At 35.1% G+C, this 19,918-nt stretch carries 16 protein-coding genes; 12 read left to right on the top strand and 4 right to left on the bottom strand.

The genetic code is table 11. The features are described 5' to 3' along the window. The coding region (locus ACFILD_RS05640) for an autotransporter outer membrane beta-barrel domain-containing protein (RefSeq protein ID WP_375664874.1) at positions 1-715 on the top strand (715 nt) is incomplete at its 5' end. Between the two features lie 384 nt (positions 716-1,099). Then, on the top strand, positions 1,100-1,522 hold the full coding sequence (gene ndk / locus ACFILD_RS05635; RefSeq protein ID WP_375631370.1) for a nucleoside-diphosphate kinase: 423 nt from the start codon (positions 1,100-1,102) through the stop codon (positions 1,520-1,522). A gap of 311 nt (positions 1,523-1,833) precedes the next feature. Here the strand turns inward: ndk and pgsA are convergent, their stop codons facing one another. The 3 genes from pgsA to ACFILD_RS05620 all read right to left on the bottom strand — a co-directional run bounded on the left by pgsA (position 1,834) and on the right by ACFILD_RS05620 (position 5,728). Beyond that, positions 1,834-2,415, bottom strand: coding sequence for a CDP-diacylglycerol--glycerol-3-phosphate 3-phosphatidyltransferase (gene pgsA / locus ACFILD_RS05630; protein ID WP_273723320.1), 582 nt, complete (start codon positions 2,413-2,415; stop codon positions 1,834-1,836). Positions 2,416-2,487: 72 nt separating this feature from the next. Further along, on the bottom strand, positions 2,488-4,467 hold the full coding sequence (gene uvrC / locus ACFILD_RS05625; RefSeq protein WP_375664873.1) for an excinuclease ABC subunit UvrC: 1,980 nt from the start codon (positions 4,465-4,467) through the stop codon (positions 2,488-2,490). A 397-nt stretch (positions 4,468-4,864) separates the two neighbouring features. After that, on the bottom strand, positions 4,865-5,728 hold the full coding sequence (locus ACFILD_RS05620) for a 23S rRNA (adenine(2030)-N(6))-methyltransferase RlmJ (protein WP_273791128.1): 864 nt from the start codon (positions 5,726-5,728) through the stop codon (positions 4,865-4,867). Between the two features lie 1,643 nt (positions 5,729-7,371). Between ACFILD_RS05620 and tatA the strand changes: the two genes are divergently transcribed. The 9 genes from tatA (at position 7,372) to ACFILD_RS05575 (ending at position 16,125) form a co-directional block, all read left to right on the top strand. Beyond that, positions 7,372-7,674, top strand: a complete 303-nt coding sequence (gene tatA, locus ACFILD_RS05615; protein WP_375637381.1) for a twin-arginine translocase TatA/TatE family subunit — start codon at positions 7,372-7,374, stop codon at positions 7,672-7,674. A gap of 55 nt (positions 7,675-7,729) precedes the next feature. Further along, positions 7,730-8,134: a Sec-independent protein translocase protein TatB gene (gene tatB, locus ACFILD_RS05610; RefSeq protein WP_375631369.1), complete on the top strand. Its 405-nt coding sequence runs from the start codon at positions 7,730-7,732 to the stop codon at positions 8,132-8,134. Further along, positions 8,131-8,913: a twin-arginine translocase subunit TatC gene (tatC, locus tag ACFILD_RS05605; RefSeq protein WP_273791131.1), complete on the top strand. Its 783-nt coding sequence runs from the start codon at positions 8,131-8,133 to the stop codon at positions 8,911-8,913. The genes tatB and tatC overlap by 4 nt, the downstream gene beginning before the upstream one ends. A gap of 60 nt (positions 8,914-8,973) precedes the next feature. Continuing rightward, the gene (gene serS, locus ACFILD_RS05600; RefSeq protein WP_375664872.1) at positions 8,974-10,251 is read left to right on the top strand and encodes a serine--tRNA ligase; all 1,278 of its coding nucleotides are present in this window, start codon (positions 8,974-8,976) and stop codon (positions 10,249-10,251) included. Between the two features lie 133 nt (positions 10,252-10,384). Then, positions 10,385-11,044 (top strand): protein-L-isoaspartate(D-aspartate) O-methyltransferase, encoded by a 660-nt coding sequence (locus ACFILD_RS05595; RefSeq protein ID WP_273791164.1) that lies wholly within the window; start codon positions 10,385-10,387, stop codon positions 11,042-11,044. Positions 11,045-11,199: 155 nt separating this feature from the next. After that, on the top strand, positions 11,200-12,381 hold the full coding sequence (locus ACFILD_RS05590) for a peptidoglycan DD-metalloendopeptidase family protein (RefSeq protein ID WP_375664871.1): 1,182 nt from the start codon (positions 11,200-11,202) through the stop codon (positions 12,379-12,381). 685 nt (positions 12,382-13,066) lie between these two features. Then, positions 13,067-13,519 carry a preprotein translocase subunit YajC gene (gene yajC, locus ACFILD_RS05585; RefSeq protein ID WP_375654540.1) on the top strand — a complete coding sequence of 151 codons (453 nt, stop codon included), beginning with the start codon at positions 13,067-13,069 and terminating at the stop codon, positions 13,517-13,519. A 461-nt stretch (positions 13,520-13,980) separates the two neighbouring features. After that, a complete protein-coding gene (locus ACFILD_RS05580; RefSeq protein ID WP_375643084.1) occupies positions 13,981-14,367 on the top strand; it encodes an Mth938-like domain-containing protein in 387 nt (128 codons plus the stop codon). A gap of 897 nt (positions 14,368-15,264) precedes the next feature. Further along, positions 15,265-16,125 carry a phytoene/squalene synthase family protein gene (locus ACFILD_RS05575; protein ID WP_375637376.1) on the top strand — a complete coding sequence of 287 codons (861 nt, stop codon included), beginning with the start codon at positions 15,265-15,267 and terminating at the stop codon, positions 16,123-16,125. 913 nt (positions 16,126-17,038) lie between these two features. Here ACFILD_RS05575 and ACFILD_RS05570 read toward each other — a convergent pair. Next, a complete protein-coding gene (locus ACFILD_RS05570) occupies positions 17,039-18,928 on the bottom strand; it encodes a peptidyl-prolyl cis-trans isomerase (protein WP_375658304.1) in 1,890 nt (629 codons plus the stop codon). A gap of 154 nt (positions 18,929-19,082) precedes the next feature. Between ACFILD_RS05570 and tpiA the strand changes: the two genes are divergently transcribed. Continuing rightward, positions 19,083-19,847: a triose-phosphate isomerase gene (gene tpiA, locus ACFILD_RS05565; protein WP_273791138.1), complete on the top strand. Its 765-nt coding sequence runs from the start codon at positions 19,083-19,085 to the stop codon at positions 19,845-19,847. Positions 19,848-19,918: the final 71 nt, after the last annotated feature.

The raw sequence follows: 19,918 nt of genomic DNA, 5'->3' as shown, positions 1-19,918 counted from the left end.
CTTTGAAGCAGGTTATCGACTTCAGACGTCAAAGAACAGTTGGTTGCAGCCTTATGGACAATTTACATGGTTGCAAGTTGAAGGTAAAGAAATCAAGTTACCGAATGACATGACAGGTGACATGCGTCCATTCACTTCATTACGCAGTGAGGTTGGTTTATCTTTAGGATATGAATTTGGTTTTCATATGGATTCCTCATCGCTTGCGTATATTACAGCAGCATGGTTGCGTGAGAATAAAGATGACAATCAAACGTTAATTAATCAACGGCATTCANCCTTTGAAGCAGGTTATCGACTTCAGACGTCAAAGAACAGTTGGTTGCAGCCTTATGGACAATTTACATGGTTGCAAGTTGAGGGTAAAGAAATCAAGTTATCGAATGACATGACAGGTGACATGCGTCCATTCACTTCATTACGCAGTGAGGTTGGCTTATCTTTAGGATATGAATTTGGTTCTCACATGGATTCCTCATCGCTTGCGTATATTACAGCAGCATGGTTACGTGAGAATAAAGATGACAATCAAACGTTAATTAATCAACGGCATTCCTTTACCACGGACTTATCAGGGAATGCAGGTAAATTAGGAATAGGTTTAAGCAGTTTAGTGAGTGAGAAGTTAAAGTTATATGGTGAGGCCCATTATATTAAAGGGCGTAAAACAAAACAGTCCCTTCAGGGAATTATAGGTGTACGCTATAGTTTCTAAGTATATGGTTATTTTTAATTGATCTCAATGTGTGTAGAAGGATTTTCAAACCAAGTGTCTAGGTTCGTCCTCTTTAAAGAAGAAGGCTTTCAAAAAGATATATTTTTTGCATGTGAGTTTTTTCTTATGACTTTTTATTGCTTAAATGATAATTTTGATGGGAAGCATTTAAGATTATGAAAGAAGGTTCAATATTTATTGAGAGTCGGTAGCGCATCTTTATGATGGGATGAGCGATTGCAGGTATTTTTATTAAAGTTTTCTTTATAATTCATTCTATATTTTGAGAATTTGTGTAGATTTTTGCAGAGTCACTTGGCAAAGGGCTCCTTGCTCGCTATAGAAACAGTCAGAGAATGTTATAAATGAAATAAAGGTGAGTAAATGGCTTTAGAGCGTACTTTTTCGATGATTAAACCAGATGCAACCCGTCGTAATTTGACTGGCGCAATTACTAAAATGCTTGAGGATGCGGAGCTACGTGTTATTGCGTCTAAACGTGTTTGGATGAGCAAACGTGAGGCTGAAAAATTTTATGCTATTCATAAAGAACGCCCTTTTTTTAGTGAATTGGTTGAATTCATGTCTTCTGGTCCAACCGTTGTACAAGTTTTGGAAGGCGAAAATGCAATAGCTAAAAACCGTGAAGTAATGGGGGCTACGAATCCTAGTGATGCAGAAGAAGGGACAATTCGTAAGGTTCATGCTTTATCGATTGGCGAAAATTCTGTCCATGGATCCGATAGTGCTGAAACGGCAAAAACAGAAATCGCCTTTTGGTTTTCTGAGATAGAAATTGTTGGTTAATAAAGCGTTTATAAGAAGCAAAAATCCGAAACACTATATTTCGGTTTTTTGCTTATAAGATTATAGACTTTTTTGAAAGCATATGGAGCATTAATTGTTTTTTAGCTTTTAATATTACAGCTGCTTTTACGAAAATATAAAGCCTATTTACTCTTTTTTGAAGAGCTTTTATCTATATACCACCCTTACTTGTAATGTGCAAAAAAGTGCTTGATTGATTTATCATTAATAAAAATAAATCAATCTTATGCTATTCTTATCTCTTATTTAAGTACAAAAAGATAAATTATCATTATAAATCTCCATACTCTTCATAGGATAACGTGTTTTAAACCTGCACGAAAATAATCCCACCCTGTCCACAATGTAAGGAGGGCAGAAATCCACAGCATAGTAATGCCAAACTCTACTGTGTAAGGGAAAATTTTATTACCGGCTGGTCCAGCTAAAAGAAATACAATAGCGATCATCTGTACAAAAGTTTTCCATTTTGCAAGACGAGAGACAGGAACACTAACTTTTAACTCAGCCAAATATTCACGTAATCCTGATACAAGAATTTCTCTGCAAAGAATGATAATAGCTGCCCATAGTGTCCACCCAGCGATGGTACTGTCTGCGGCAAGCAAGAGCAAACAAGCAGAGACGAGAAGTTTATCGGCAATTGGATCTAACATGCGACCAATATTGGATGTTTGTTCCCAAATACGAGCAAGGTAACCGTCAAGAAAGTCAGTAATGGATGCAACGATAAAAATGGAAACAGCAATCCAGCGAGTGATATCACTTGATTGTAGTCGCCCTTCTAAAAAAAAGCATGCAACAACCATTGGGACTGCAACAATTCGTGCATAAGTTAAAATATTTGGAAAAGAAAAAGTATGATTTTTCATGGAGCCATTTTTAATTCTTGTGAAAGAGAATATATTTCCTTAACGTAACAAGTCGAAGGTTATGAAACAAGCCTATTTTTCATGAAAATGGTTATGAATTTTTTGTGCAATTGTCATAGAAATTCCCGTAACTTTTTTTAAATCTTCAAATGAGGCACTAGCAACAGCTTTGGCACTTCCAAAATGATGAAGCAATGCACGCTTTCTTGTCGGACCGATATTTTCGATTTCATCAAGTGGGTTTTTGAATGTTGCTTTTTTTCGTTTTATCCTATGAGTTCCAATCGCAAAACGGTGTGCTTCATCACGCAGACGTTGCAAAAAATAGAGGATAGGATCACGTGGAGGAAGTGTAAAGGGGGGGATACCTTTTATAAAAAATCGTTCACGTCCCGCATGACGGTCAACACCTTTGGCGATTCCAACAACTGTGAAGAGATCATTTAATTGTAATTCAGCAAGTATTGCATGTACGCTGTTGATTTGTCCTTCACCACCATCGATTAAGATAAGGTCAGGCCAAATGGGAAAAAGATCATCATCTTTTATGTCATGACTTCTATTTGGCAGATCATACTCTTTGATAAGGCGTGAAAATCTTCGTTTAATCACTTCTTTCATCATGCCAAAATCATCGCCAGGCGTGATATCTGTTGAGCGAATGTTGAATTTTCGATATTGATTTTTAATAAATCCCATTTGACCAGCAACAATCATAGCCCCTACAGCATTTGTTCCCATGATATGAGAATTGTCATAGACTTCTATCCGGCGTGGAGGAACAGGTAGTTGGAATGTTTTAGCAAGACCTTGAAGCAATTTTGTATGGGTGGCTGTTTCAGAAAGCTTATGTTCAAGTGCTTCATGAGCATTGAGATAGGCACGATTAACAAGAGTTTTTCGTTCACCTTGTTTAGGTAAAGAGAGGGACACTTTGTGATTTGCTTTGAGACTAAATGCCTCTGTAAGAAGTGTCTTTTCTTCAATTTCTTCAGATAAAAGGATGCTTTTAGGAAGTGGTTTATCATCGTAAAATTGGGCAAGAAAACTCGCTAAAATTTCAGTGCGGGAAAAAGAGGGATCTGCTTTAGGAAAATAGGCACGGTTTCCCCAATTTTGCCCCATGCGAAAAAAGAACACTTGAATACAGGTCATTCCTTCTTTTTGCGCAATTGCAAATACATCCGCTTCTTTTATCGTTTGAGGATTAATACCTTGATGGCTTTGTATGTGAGAAAGGGCTGATAAGCGGTCACGATAGGAAGCTGCTTGTTCAAAATCGAGATTTTCAGCGGCTTTATGCATAGCTTGAACCATATCGCTTTTAATAGATTGATCTTTTCCCGAAAGGAACGCTTTTGCTCCTTTCACCAGTTCTTTATAATCACTGTCACTAATTTCATGAGTACAAGGTGCAGAACATCGCTTAATTTGATAAAGCAAGCAGGGGCGTGTACGGTTTTCAAAAACTGAATCAGTACAGGTTCGTAATAAAAAGACGCGTTGTAAAACATGAACTGTTTGTGTCACTGCACCAGCAGAAGCAAAAGGACCAAAATAGTGAGCTTTTCGTATTCGAGCACCACGATGTTTGTAAAGTGCAGGCACTCGATGATCATCTGTAATCATAATATAAGGAAAACTTTTATCATCACGTAGGAGTACATTAAAATGTGGATGCAATCTTTTGATGAGATTGGCTTCTAAAAGGAGTGCTTCTGTTTCTGTATGGGTGACGATAAATTCCATATGATATGTTGCACGAATCATGCGGGTAATACGATTATTGTGTCCTTGTTCACGTGTATAGTTTGAAACACGTTTTTTGAGATTACGGGCTTTTCCAACATAGAGAATATCACCATTTTCACCAATCATCCGGTAAACCCCTGGCTTATGCGGAAGGTGTCTAACAAACTCTTGTATGAACTTGATACCTTGGAATTGATTTTTCTCATAGCTTTGATTAGCATTATGCCATGTAATATTAGAGAGAAAAGAAAGTTTTTCCCGTTCATTTTGCGGACAATTTGTATTATTTTTCAGGACCATTCCGTTTATTACAAATATGTTGTTTGTTTAATATATGAAATATTCTTTTTTATTAAATAATGATTATTTATGTTTTTATAATTTTTTTCTATAAATAATATCTTATAGCATAAGAGTATGATTTTAGAGAGCCGATCTTTCATAAAAAATATGAGAGTTGTTATTCTAAGACAGCTTTATGAATTTGCCTAATTTATCCATTAAAATGATTGAATAGGAAATTCATGATGATTAAGAGGATAGACTTTCTAAAAGGAAAAAAATTAATTCACGCTGATCGTTATTAGCTTACCATTATAATATGTTGGTTTTATCCAAAGAATCAAAGAACTTTATCATTTAATGCCTTTGTATTTTACAACATGATATTTGATTTAGAAAAAATATAGAGAAAAGTCTAACATAATAGATGTTCTTTTTGAAGCCACTTATGCGTTATTTGGGCATTTTCATCTTGTCCCAGACGGTTGATAAGAAAGGGGCTGAGTTTTTTCATTTCTTCTTCCAAAAGGTAGGGAGGGTTAATAATAATCATACCACTTCCATTCATTGTCGGTGGACTTGAACTTTTTCGGATACGCATTTCAAGCTGTAGAATCTTAGGAATTCCGGTTTGATAAAGCGCGTGAAGAAAACTTTCAATTTCTTTGTCATATTTAACAGGATACCATAAAGCGTAGATTCCTCCAGAAAAGCGACGATAGGCTTTCGTTAATCCATCAATAAGGCGGGAAAACTCTCCAGTTTTTTCAAAGGGAGGGTCAACAAGGATAAACCCACGTTTTTCTTTTGGTGGTACATGAGCATTTAAGGAAAGCCAACCATCTAAATGCAGAACTTTTGTCTGATAATCTCCTGCAAAGTTTTTTGCTAAAATATGATAATCTTCATTGTGCAATTCTATTGCGGTGAGGCGATCTTGTTTCCGTAATAATTGACGAATAAGAACAGGAGATCCAGGATAAAATACAATTTCTTTTTCCCCTTTATTGAGGGCATCAATGATATCACACCATGGACAAAGGAGTGTTCTTAAATCTTCTGGGATAGGAGTTGAAAAAAGTCGTTGGACACCTTCGCGCCACTCTCCTGTTTTATATGCTTCTAAAGAAGAAAGGTCATAAATACCGATTCCAGCATGCGTATCTATAACGCGAAAAGCTTTTTCTTTGCGTTTGAGATATTCTACAATGCGAGTGACAATAATGTGTTTAAAAACATCAGCAAAATTGCCAGCATGATAAATATGCCGATAATTCATGGAGTAAACTCTATCATATGTATAACTGTACCGGATTATTAGCCTAGAATAATAGAATTGATATCCATAAAAATATTCTTATAGAAATCAAACAATACCCTCACTCCCACATTATACACTACAGAAAAAATATTAATGTCATCGGAGCATTTATTCACAAGGCTATTTTTATATTATGAGATTAATCGTTAAAATTTTAAATTTTTTATATGAAAGATAGACAAGAAGAGATCAAACATTTCAATAGAGATATTTATGTTGTAAGAGATTTTTCTTTATGATCGCGGACTCTTCCAGGAAGACTATAAAAAACACTCAATTAACGAGAATATTAGTGAAGTTTGTTGAAAAATTGAAGGGTATCTTTCAAATTCATTCATAAATTTTCTTGTTTAAAGATTAAAGAATTTCAAATGCTTGATAAAAACATTGTTACATTTATAAGTTTTTTTAGCGAGCGTAAAATTATGGATAGAGCAATAAAGTGCTGGTGTTATAGTGATAGATTTTTGTAAAAGTGTGAATGAATCTCATTGCTTTAAGCGGAGCCAAAGCTTTACATTATACACGCTAAATAGCTAGGTTATTGTGTATGATGCTAAAATAAAACTTTTAAAAATTGATATGTGCTCTGCAAGCTATCTCAATCAAAATGAGGAATTTTAAACTAAAGTAAATAGGTTTATCTATCTCTAACACTGTATTATCGAGCGGCTTTATGAGGTAATCTTATAAAAAAGGCTAGGATAAGAAATTCTTTTTATATGGATTATGCTTCGATACCATGCCTTTGATTGAATGTAATTTTCTATTCCTGCCCATTCTGTTTTCAATACTGAGATAGGTTAAACACATGATATTATGAGAACGCATGCCCAGAATCCGGAGACGTGTAATAGTTAGAGCATACAGTGGCTTAGAGAGCTGGTTATATGGAGGTATTTTCTGAATAAAGGCGCAAGCTGGTACCTTTTTTATTTTTTAGCAGTATTGCCATACCTCTTGGCACTTGAGTTAGTTCATAAAGTGCATTTTTACTCTTTCCGCTAATAGTTTTTATTTACACGCCAGATATTTAACTGAACGCGATGATGGCTCATATTTCGTATTGTACATAGAATAATGAATGATAAAATTCCTACCCCAACGCAAAGAATAAATGTTGTGCGTAAGATGATAGTTTTTGAAGAGACTGATGATGTGTTAAGAAAGTTTTTTAGAGATTTTTCTTTCTGAATTTTTTAATTGAATACGTAAAGTATTTTACAACATGTTATGATCTTTATCAGTAAAGGATAATTTGACGGAAATGTTTGTAATGATACGTAAAACATTGTGTAAAAGGAGAGACATTAGTTATAGTATTTACAGGAAGATGAGTAACCTAGGAGATCAGATGAAGTTATTTTAGAAAAGTTTTTAAGTGTTTTGAATTTTGTATGAGGCGGTTTATCATTGTTGAATGGTTTGTGTTATAGTACGCTAAAAAGGGATGAGAGGATAAAAAGTTCTTTTGCAATAAAAGCGTGTAATTGTTTTTAAGTTAAGAAGAAAATATACAAGTAAGATATTATTTTGATACATTCTTCAGAGGAAGCATGAATAAATGAAATCAAATTTAAAAGCATAAGTTAGAGAGAGTAATGGGTAATATTTTTTCACCAACGCATTTAATTATAATTTTATTGATTATCTTTGTGCTTTTCGGTCGCGGTAAAATTTCTGAATTAATGGGCGATGTTGCTAAGGGAATTAAAGCCTTCAAAAAAAATATGAAGGAAGAAGATGACAGCATTGAGGATAAAGTTGAAATGGCTCCTACTTCCCAAATAATTGATGTAGAATCTCAACAATCTCAGCCGTTATCGGTAAAACATGCAACAGCGCGCAGAAAGGTTTCTTCTGCTTCTAAAAAACGCAAAACATCTGTTGCTAAAAAACAGTAACAAAAACGCAATCATCATTGTGCATTATTTTTTGATGAGAAAGTCGAATTAAGAGATGTTTGGGATTGATGGACCAGAGTTTATCGTAATCTTACTTGTTCTCATCATTGTCGTTGGACCGAAAGATTTACCTAAAATATTAAAAACAGTAGCAAAGGTAAGAGCTCGTATGTGTTCAACAGCAAATGAATTGCGTCATCAGTTTGATGATGCAATAAGACAAATCGAGCTCGATGCTTTGCAAAAAACATGTTCGAATATTAGCGATTCAAGTAAGAAGTTGACAGAGACTTTTGATCCCATTCAAAATACATTAGAAGATATCCACGATAATTTGGATGTTAAGGCAACACACCATAAATCAAAAAAAGATAAAGAAATTTTGGAATGCGATCAAAACGTAACCAATAAAGATACGACAGTATCTATTGCTTCTAAAGATAAAGAAGATATGTCATGAATGTTAAGAAAGATGAAGTTGATGCCCATATGGCACCACTTTTAGAACATTTAATTGAACTTCGTCAGCGAATTATTGCTGCCTTGGTTGCATTTATGATCGCTTTTATGATGTGTTTTCTTGTTAAAGATTATATCTTAAATTTTTTACTATGGCCATATCAGTGGGCAATGAAAATAGCAGGGGGTAATCCTGAGGGTATTCGTTTGCAATCAACGCAAGTATGGGAAACTTTTTTAACGAAGATGAAGCTTTCTGCTTTTGGGGGAATTATTTTATCTTTTCCCTATACGGCTTTTCAGTTTTATAGTTTTATTGCACCAGGGCTTTATAAAAATGAGCGGATGGCTTTTTTACCATTTCTCATTGGGGGGCCTATTTTATTTTGTATTGGGGGAGCGTTTGTTTATGGTCTATTAGCGCCAATAATACTATGGTTTAGCCTTTCTCAACAATTTCTTCCAGATGTTCATTTAAAAATAGAGTTTATAGTGCGTATTTCTGATTATTTGGGCTTTATGACATCATTTATCCTAATTTTTGGTTTGATTTTTCAATTACCTCTTGTCATCAGTCTTTTAACAAAAATTGGATTTTTAACGTCTTATGATTTGGCGTCTAAACGAAAATGGGCTATTTTGCTCTCTTTTATTATTGCGGCAATCATAACGCCGTCGGATTTTTTTACGATGTTTGCAGTGGCTTTACCAACGATAGCACTTTACGAGATTTCAATTTTAATTGCTTACAGTATAGAAAAGAGAAGAAAATCCGCTTAAGAAAAGTGTATAATCTTATGCGATAAGGAATGAATAAAACAATATAAATGAGGAATTTTTATGCTTGATATTAAGTGGATTCGTGACAATCCTGAGAAATTAGATAAAGCACTCGTAAGTAGAGGTCTTGAGCCACAAGCTGAAAGGTTAATACAACTTGATCTTGCACGTCGGTCGCATATTGCTAAGGTGCAATTGGCGCAGGAACGTCGCAATGCTGTTTCAAAGGAAATAGGACAGGCTTTAGCGGTATCGGATCAGCAAATGTCTGAACGTCTTAGAGCTGAAGTTGAAGAGATTAAAGCTTTTCTTTCCTCTGCAACAGTGGAAGAAAAACAGCTGACGGAGAGTCTTGAGAAAATTCTTTCAGCACTTCCAAATATTCCATTAGATGATGTTCCAGAAGGTAAAGATGAAAGTGATAATGTCGTCATTCGACATTTTGGTACACCTCCAACATTTAATTTTACACCAAAGGAACATTTTGATCTTGGTCAAGATCTCAAGCAGATGAATTTTGAACGAGCTAGTCGTTTGTCTGGAACACGTTTTACAGTACTTTCAGGGGCATTAGCACGGCTAGAACGAGCATTAGGCCAGTTTATGCTTGATGTGCATGTCAATGAGAATGGTTACACAGAAGTCTCAATACCTCTTCTTGTTCGTGATGAAATTGTTTACGGAGCAGCACAATTACCGAAATTTGCTGAAGACCTTTTTCGTACAACAGATGGTCGATGGCTTATTTCCACAGCAGAAGTGCCATTAACCAATTTGGTCAACGATGAAATTCTTGAAATATCAGATTTACCACTGCGATTTTCTTCTTTATCTCCCTGTTTTCGTTCAGAGGCGGGAGCAGCCGGTCGTGATACGCGCGGTATGTTGCGTCAGCATCAATTTTGGAAAGTTGAAATGGTCTCGATTACCAGTGAAGAGCAGTCTTTAATTGAATTAGAACGTATGACGGAATGTGCAGAAGATATATTAAAGCGGCTTGGTTTGCCTTTTCGCACAGTGGTTCTTTCTACGGGTGATATGGGGTTTGCAGCGCGTAAAACCTATGACATCGAGGTTTGGCTTCCTGGTCAAGAATGTTATCGTGAAATTTCTAGCTGTTCAGTTTGTGGAGATTTTCAAGGTCGCCGTATGAATGCGCGCTATCGTAAAGAAGGCGATAAAAAATTGCATTTTGTTCATAGCCTTAATGGTTCTGGTACGGCTGTTGGACGTTGTCTTATTGCCGTACTTGAAAATTATCAACAGGCTGATGGATCAATTATTATTCCAGATGTTTTACAACCTTATATGGGAGGCATGCGCTGTATTACTGCTTAATTTTACGAAAGGAGAGACAATATGCGTTTATTGCCAAGAGGTGATGATACACAGACGCAAGTTTTTGCCATTTTAAAAGAAGCAGTTTGTCAGTATGATAAAAGTGTACCTCCATTGGAGATTGAATGATACTATGGGGCAAAAGGGTATTTTACAATTTCGTGAGGAGTTAGCCGCTCTTGTACTGAAAATGCGTAGCAAAGGCATTGATGACGTGCGATTTTTTTCGGCATTAGAGAAAATTCCGCGTCAACAGTTTGTTGCTGCTCCTTGGTTCAATAGTGCTTATGATAATAAAGTTATTCCCCTTGAGTGTGGTGAATATATGGAACGTTTGGAAGAACAACTCTTAATTCTTTCGGCATTATCGTTGAAAAAAAGGCATCGTGTCTTAGAAATTGGTACAGGATCTGGTTTTTGTACTGCTCTTATGGCATGTCTGAGTGACCGCGTGACAACGATTGATCGTTATAAAACGCTTGTTGATTTAGCACGCCAAAAATTTCAAACTTTAGGAATTGAAAATATTGTTATAAGGCAGATTGATGGAAGTCATAGTGTGACAGGCTTAGGATCATTTGATCGCATTCTTATTTGGCCATCACGTTTTGATGAACCAAAGGAATTTTTAGAACTTTTAGCTGAAAATGGAATTCTCATTCAGGCGATAGGACCTGACGAAGGGGTACAAACGGTGACGCGCTATACAAAAATTGGTAGTCGATTTGAGTGTTTAGAACTATTCCAAGTGCGTTACCAACCTTTTATTAAAGGCATTGCGGAGATACTTTAATTTTTAAAAGCTAAGAAGTTTCTGCAAATTGTCTACGTTAAATTCATTTTGATCTTATATAAAGATATTTATGAATAAAACATCTCATTTTAACTCTTCGGTAATTTAAAAAAGCTTTAATGGAGTGAGTTGATTATTGATGAGTGAGCAAAACGATGTATCTAAAAGCTTTGGATAATATTTTCCAGCATAATTTTCAGAGAATAACTTTTTTAGCGGTGGTAACTATTGTTGCTGGTTGTAGTTCTGGTACACAGCGTTTTTCCAATACGTTCTCTCATCGTACGGTATCATCTCAATCAAATATATCAAGCACTATGTATACAGACCCGCGAATGCTATCATACGGTAGTGGTATGATACAAAGCACTGAATTGCCACCTGTGGAATCAGGTGATGATTCGTGGGGAGATGACAATTCTCCCTATAATTTTCCACATCAAGATAGGATAACTTCTTCTGATGGTCGCGTTATGGGCTCCCCTCCACGTAATCTTGGAACACTTTCTCGTTCACAAATGGATAAATCTCCTATTTTTCGGCGGAATTCTTATATTGTCCAGAGTGGAGATACACTGCTCAGTATTGCACGACAAGTAGGGGTTAGTGTTGAGGCATTAAAATTAGCAAATGGTATAAACAGCAATTCCATTTATATCGGTCAGGTACTGGTTGTTCCAAGCAGGCGTACATTATCAGCTTCAAATGCACACAATAATAACGATTGGGCAGTGTCAACTACAGAATCTACATCCCAATCTCAAGTGATGTCCTCTATAAAAAACAAGAAGTCCTCTCCTATATATAAAGCTCCTGTAACAACGCCACCCTCTGCAAAGATGAACAAATCAAGTTCTGAGAAAAATTTTTCTAAACAGATGACGCAATTGAAACATGAGACTGGTTTGTCAAGTACTGTTACGAATACAGATAATATGACGACTCCGCAAGCCACAGGAATTTCTAAGATGCGTTGGCCAGTACGAGGGCGTTTATTAAGCCAGTTCGGTCAAAAAAAGGGAACAGTAATGAATCGAGGAATAGATATTGCAGTGCCTGAAGGGTCTTCGGTAAAGGCGGCAGAAAATGGTGTGGTTATTTACGCGGGAGATGGATTAAAAGAGCTTGGTAATGTTGTGATGATTCGACATGAAAATGATATTATCACTATTTATGGATGTAATAGTAAGCTTGTTGTTAACAAAGGACAAAGGATAAGGCGCGGTGATGAGATTGCTAAATCTGGTGTTTCAGGAAATGTTAAAACGCCACGTGTCTATTTTGAGATGCGTAAGAATTCATTACCTGTTGATCCCCTTAAATATTTAGAAAACTAATTTATTGATGACTTTTACATTTGAATAGTCTTACAGTTTATAGAAAATTCATGAAAAACAATTGATTTTCTTAAATCAATAACATAGCAGCAAAAAATCATTGGTTTCAGGAGAGTAGTTCGTGGGGGGCGTTAGATATTACCATCTTTGTATTTATGAAAGTGTAAGAAATAGTATCATACTATTTGTCAGCTTTGAGTGTTCCAATTGCTCTTGCATTTGAGAGAAGCATGAAAAAAAATATTTCACGCCTTTCTTAAAAAGTTTTTATCTACAGGCTCATTTCATATGTGTGACGTGCAAGAAAATCGTTTTGATTAATTCAGAAGGTTTGAAATAAGAGCGTTTTATTGTATTTAGATCTGTCGTTCGATATCAGAAACGATAAATTATCTATATAAATTAAAGTTTGTTCATTAGAAAAATTATCTTGTATAATTTATTGAGTTAGTGAAAAGATTTATATTGTAGGATATACAATAGGGGAAAGTGAATCTATTTTTTAAGATTTTTCTCATTGTATTTTGGTATTCTGCCTCTTAAGGATTTATTGTATTTTTGTAAAGCTGTGATTAGATTATGTAGTTATTGCTTTTTATGATAAATTCTTTAGGAATTTTTTCTGTATCGGAATTTCATTTTAATAGAGTGGGAAATACCTGAGGTTTAACTATAGGAGATAAAAATGTTTATTACGAACGCTTATGCTCAAGTTGCAGGCGATGTTTCCGGTGGAATTTCATTTGCTAACGCTGTCCCATTCATTTTAATTTTTGCAATTATGTATTTTTTTATCATTCGTCCACAGCGTGCCCAAATGAAAAAACGCCAAGAAATGCTTAATGCAGTACGTCGTGGTGATACAGTTATAACGGGTGGTGGTATTATCGGCAAGGTTACGAAGGTTCACGACGAGAGTGGTGAATTAGAGGTTGAAATTGGTGAGAGTATAAATATTCGTGTTATTCGCTCAACATTAGCTGATGTGCGCGTTAAAGGTGAGCCGATTGCAGAAAAAAAATCAAAACTTAATGCTAAAGCAAAAACACCACAAAAGTCTAAATCTAAAACGACAACAAAAGAAGATATGAGTATCTCTAAAGAGAAAAAAGCTATATCAAAGGAAAATGCATCTTAAGGTGTAATAGCAGTTTATTACATTTTTTAAGCATTTTTGTAAAAAGCTTGGCAAGATCAAGGCAATATCATTGGAAAAGGGGCTTTATAGTGGCTACAGAAAATGGAGTTTTGGTTTTCTTTAGATTATTAAAATAGTTGCTTTATTTATAGAATATTACGCAATTTTTTTCTGTTTTTTAAATAAGATCATTGTTTTTATAAAAAGAAATTTGTGAGTAAATAAGCTGAGGAAACTTTTTAAAAGATAGATTTATTGAAGCAGGTATAGCAATTTATCGCGATTTATTACCAAATTTTCCTATATTTGTTGTATGAGAAGATTAGGGTATTATATAAAAATTTTCACTTCAGTACTAGGTTATGGTTAACATATCAATGTTTATATCAGCCTTACTTTAATTTTTATGGTGAGAAGTAGCAAAGACAATTGGATTATTCAAAAATAAAAGGTGCTTATTCATGTTCGATGCAATTCAAATTCGTGAAGCACATTTTCCAAGTCGCGCACCTATTGATGCTTATGGAAATGGTGGGTTTCGTTTTGCTGATATGTCTCATAGAGGTTCTATTATTTGTGTACCATCAGGTATTTATGGCATTGACATGGCAGGGCCTATTCCCACTCAAGGGGATATATCTCGTATTTTAGAAGAAGCTTCTGAAATCGAAGTTTTATTAATAGGTACTGGAATTGAATTATTACGATTACCTGAAGAGTTACGGGTGCTTTTAGGGGAAAAACGTATTTCATCAGATACAATGAGTACGGGAGCGGCGGTGCGTACATTTAATGTTTTATTGGCTGAAGATCGCGCTGTTGCCGCGTTATTATTTGCGGTAGAATAGAGTATTGTTTAATAAAACAAATGCTCTCGTCTAGTATGAAAGACTTGTGCGATTATTTTTCTGCGCCGTAAAGTACCGTCGTTTAAGGCGGTGATATAAGGGTATAGAATATACATAACTTAACATATTAAAGTGTTTTTAAATACAAAAGTGTTTTTAAATACAGCGGCAAGTATTTAGGACAAAGCTTGCTCGTCGTTCCTAATGAATCACATGAGTGATCAACTCTTGGCACTTGAGACAGTTCATAAGAGGCATTTTTAATTCTTTCTTATACAGTTGTTACCTACAAGCCAGTTACGCTTGGGACGTGCAAGGGAATGGTTTTTATTAATTTAACATGGAATTGGTTTGAAATGAAAGCATATCTACGATATTTGGGATTCTAATTTAACATACAAAACAACAAATTATGATTATAAATCAATGTATTGATAGTAACAGAAACTCACCGAGAGCAATTGGACTTTTTACAAATTGGTGTTGGTAAGAACCTTTGTCTTTTAGGATGGGGAGGAGGTCAATGAGTTGATGAAGTTTTTGTGATTAGTGCATTTTTATAAAATAACATTGTCATCTATCCACTGAAAAAGTGTTTTTCGTTGTTTGTTGTTCAAGTTTTACTATGCATGTTACGATTGTTTTTTAGCTTTTTTACTGCAAATGAAAACTTGAAGTCCTATAAGATAAGTTTTATCAGAAAAATTATTTATTTAATTTTTTTCTTTCTAAAACGAAAAGTGACTAGAAAAGAAACTTTAATTCACAATACAGTTAAGAGACACATTTAAAAATCTTATTTTCTGAACTGTATTTGCTTATCCTTCATTTTTTAATATGAATAAAAAGAGGATATTAATTTAATTGCTAAAAAAGGGACGTTAATAGGTTCATAGAATGATAGGCTCTCTTCCTTATTGTCTTGATATTTTACGTACCATAGATCGTGATCGCTATATATCAGTTTTATTTGCACCTAAAAAAAAGCGCCAAGCATTGGCTGCTCTTTATGTATTTAATGCTGAAGTTTCTCGTATCCGCGAAAGTGTACATGATCCACTCATAGGAGAAATACGGTTACGTTGGTGGTATGATGCTATTGCTCATGGTGAAATGCAAACGAGTGGAAACAATCCGATTTTGAATGATTTATTAAAAGCAATGACTCTTTTTAATTTACCTAAGACAGCTTTTTTACGTTATTGTGATGCGCAAATTTTAGATCTTTATCACAATCCAATAGAAACACTTCATGATCTAGAGCATTATTGTGGTGAGACAGCAGGCATAATTTTACAGCTTTCTTGTCAGATATTAGATCCTGAAACTGCACAAGAGTTTACAGATATCTATGAACATGGAGGGATTTCTCAAGGATTAAGCGGTGTATTGCGTCTTTTATCATTCATGCAATCACGATATCAATATTATTTACCTACTGATATATTAAAGGCTGTAGGAGTGAATAGGGAAGATTTGGAATCTCATCGTCTCAGTGATCAACAAAAGGGTCGTATTGTTGAAGCTATGGTAGCATTATCACGCGATCATTATACCCAATTTTACGAGTATTCTTGTACTTTACCTAGAATTCTTAAGCCAGCTTTTCTTCCATTGGTCATTGTACCGGCTTCTCTTCAAAAAGCTATACAGCTGGGGGCAGCAATTTTTCAAGAGAGTGCAACTTTGCCATTGATATATCGTTATTGGTTGATAACAAGGGCAGCAATAAGCGGCAATTTTCCAAAGATACTGTAAAAGAATATTACTACGTTGGAATGCGTAACATGGAGACTGATTTTCTCATATGAAGATAAAAGGAGCCATTGTGATTCCAAACCATTTTTTTGTTATAAAAAATGTTGATGTTTTGGTTGTTATGAACGCAAAAGAATAAGAAATTTTATGATCTTGAAAATACAGTGTATTTCTTCATCAGTAATATGTTTTATACAGTGTATTGGATGGGTGAGATACAGAGAAAGAAAAACATGAGATAAATCTTAATACATTGGTTTGTTTGATGAAGAACTTTTAAGTACTCTGAATGTATTGATTGTAGCTCATTTGCAAATGAAATAAAATTTCTATTTTATGAGAGAAGTTATCTTAGCAGTCTATAAGTCTATAAAAAACTCTTATTTTTGAGAAATTATAACATCATAATTGATGACTGTTATGATTTATGAATATATTGATTTATAATGATAATTTGTTTTTTCTCATATTGAATGAGAGTCTTGAATAGAAAAAGATTTCTCCATTTTTATAATGAATTTTAAAAATAGTTTTTTTGTATATTATAAGTTTGGTGTGTAAATGAAATCATTTAAGGAAGAAGCAATATGCTCCTTATGAATGATATTAAGAGTAGTAATATGATGAGCTATAAATGAGTGACGATAGGGATGATATTTATAGCTTAATGGGCGACAACCTTTACAACCTTTGGATGAATAATATTTTTTAATGCGTTGCAAAAACGACTCTACATTCCATTGACTATTTTCTCGCAAATCCATACATGCACTGATTTGCGAGAGAATGAATCATTATACAAATGTTTGATCCTAAGATATGCAAACAAGAGATCTATCTTACCTCTTCAACTATAGACGAAGAGCTGACGGAAACTTTATCAAATAAGTTCTTTAAATTATGTAAAATCTTTTTATTGGAGAGCGTTAAAGATCTGATTATAATTTGTGCTATTAATTTCCAAAGGATGTTCTTTATTGGCAACTTGTAGCATTTCTAGCTTGAGATCTTCTCTTATCATCATATCTATATTGGTGCGGACTTCAGTTGAAAGAGTATGAGACGTGATATCTTTAGGCATGGTTACAGTCTTTATTTGATAAATGATACGGTTTGTTGCAACCGGACCTTTTATGATGCCATAATGACCTTTGGGAGCGGAAAATAATGCTTTAATGCCTTCAACGCCAAGGGTTTCAGATGAGTCCTGACGCCGGAGGGTTGGTGTTGTTTGTTTTGTAACACCAAGGGTATGAGCAAGAGCAACAAGACTTTTTCCTTCCGTGAGCTGTTTGAGAGCATTTTGGGCTTTTCCATCAAGAAGACGTTGGATTTCCTCATTTTTCCATTGAGAAAGAACATCTAGCTTAGCCTCTTCAAGTGTCTTATCACGGGCAGGAATAATTTTATCGACCTTGTACCAGAGATATCCACCATTTTGAAAAGAGAGAGGATCAAGATCGACTCCTTCGTTTGATTGATAGATGGCATTCAGTAAAATATCTTTTTGAGGTAAATCCGTGAGTATTGCACCTTCAAGCGTTTTTCCTGTTTTATCAATGGTAATTGTGCGCAAAGATAACTTGTATTGGTCAGCTAACTCTTTGAGAGAAGCACCCTCAAAACGAGCATTTTCAATGGCTGCATAATTGTTACGGATATCATCAGTAGCACGATTTTTGGCAAGTGTTTGGCGAATATTTTCTTCTACACTTTCAAAAGGAAGAGAGCTTGAGGGTTCAATATGCGTGACGCGAATGATAACAGGTCCTTGTAAGTCATTTATCACAGAACTGACTTGGCCTTGTTGAAGTTCAAAAATTTCAGATGTCAGATGATTAGGAAGTTCATTTTCTGCGAGAGGCCCTTTTTTTATTTCATTAAGAGTCTTTTTTTCAGCTTTTACCAGTTCATCAAAACTCAATCCATCAGCTATTTTTTTTGCTGCATTATCGGCTTCTTCGCGTGAGGGGAATCGCAGTTCTTCGAATGTACGCTTTTCAGGCGTTACAAAACGTGAAGCATTTTGTGTATAATAGGCTTTCGCCTCATCTGTTGAGATATCTTGAGGTTTTACAAAATCATTAAGTTCCATAGATAGCAAAGAGACAGTGCGGTATTCTGGAGCACGAAATTGACTTTGATGTGTTTCAAACCATTTTTGTAATGTTGCGTAATCAGGATCAGCAATTGTTTTCTTTTCTTTTAGATCAATAACAAGATAATCAGCAATACGCATTTCTTCTTGATAAAGAGCAAGTGCTTTATAAAAGAGATTTGGTGCCTTCATATTAGAAAGTAAAGCAGCAATAAGCTGATTACGCTTTTCTTGTTTGGTGTAATAATTAAGAAAAGCACTTTCACTAATACGTAAATGCTGAAGATAGTTATAAAACAAGTTTTTATCAAAAGTGCCATTTACCTGGAACATCTTATCAGAACCAATCGTATGAGCTATTGTATCTTTTGAAAGACTTATTTTCATTTTACGTGCTTGTTCATCAAGAAGTACATTTTGTTGTAATTGATTAAATACAAAAGCAGGAATTTGGTATTGCTGCATTTCATTTGCTGTAAACATTCGTCCAAGATGAGCTGCATATGCTAAACGTGCGCTTTGATCGGCGAGTGCAAGACGATAATCATCGATAGTTACTGTGGACTTTCCAGATGTAATAAGATCTCTTTCACTTTTTTTGTGTAACTGCGGTACCCCCCATAAAAGAATGAAGCATAAGAGTAAAATAGCAAGGAAAATTCTAAAAATCCAAGAATTTGTAGCATTTCTTATGATGTCAAGCATTGTTCAGGTCCATTTTTAATGTGAGTTATTATCAAAGCTGTAATGGAATTTGCAATAAAGAGATGAAAGATGCAAGCTTTAAAGACTTGCTTTCATTTTATAATTTGGTAACTACAGATAAACAATGTATTGTAAGAGCTCTTGAGGTGAAAATATGTCTCAAAATATTCGGCCTTTTCTTGCTGGAAATTGGAAAATGAATGGAACGAGTGAATCGCTTGGAGAGTTGCGTGCTATTGCTACAGGCGTTAGCTCTGATCTAGGTCATCTTTTTGAGGCGCTTATTTGTGTTCCAGCAACGCTTTTATCGCGTGCTTCTAATACGCTGAATGGTGAAAATCTCCTTTTAGGAGGACAAAATTGTCACTTTGATGATCATGGTCCTTATACTGGAGATGTTTCAGCTTTTATGCTTAAAGAAGCGGGAGCAAGTCATGTTATTATTGGGCATTCAGAACGTCGTACAGTGTACCAAGAAAATGATGCGATTGTCTGTGCCAAAGTACAAGCTGCGTGGCGAGCAGGTCTTGTGGCTCTTGTGTGTATTGGTGAAACATTGGAGGAGCGTAAGAATAATAAAGTACTGGATATTCTCACGCAGCAGCTTGAAGAATCTTTACCAGATGATGCAACAGAAGAGAATACCATTATCGCTTATGAACCAGTTTGGGCGATAGGCACCGGCAATACAGCGACTCCAGAAGATATTGCAAAAGTACATCATTTCATTCGTGATAAGGTGCGCTCTCGTTTTGGTGATGAAGGCAATAAGATTCGTTTGCTTTACGGTGGATCCGTAAAGCCATCCAATGCATTTGAGCTTTTAAGCATTGCTCATGTTAATGGTGCTTTGATAGGTGGAGCAAGCTTAAAAGCGATTGATTTTTTAACTATTTGCGATGTTTGTCGTAAACTATAGCAGAGAAATTTGAGTTTCCCCTTGGATTGTGCGTTATTTATGTGTAAATAGCTATTAAAGAGTTATTTGAA

The organism is Bartonella sp. CL162QHHD, from assembly GCF_042195435.1.
Classification (GTDB): Bacteria; Pseudomonadota; Alphaproteobacteria; order Rhizobiales; family Rhizobiaceae; genus Bartonella.
The sequence above is the reverse complement of the archived record's forward strand: the minus strand, read 5'-3'. Positions and strand labels throughout refer to the sequence as shown.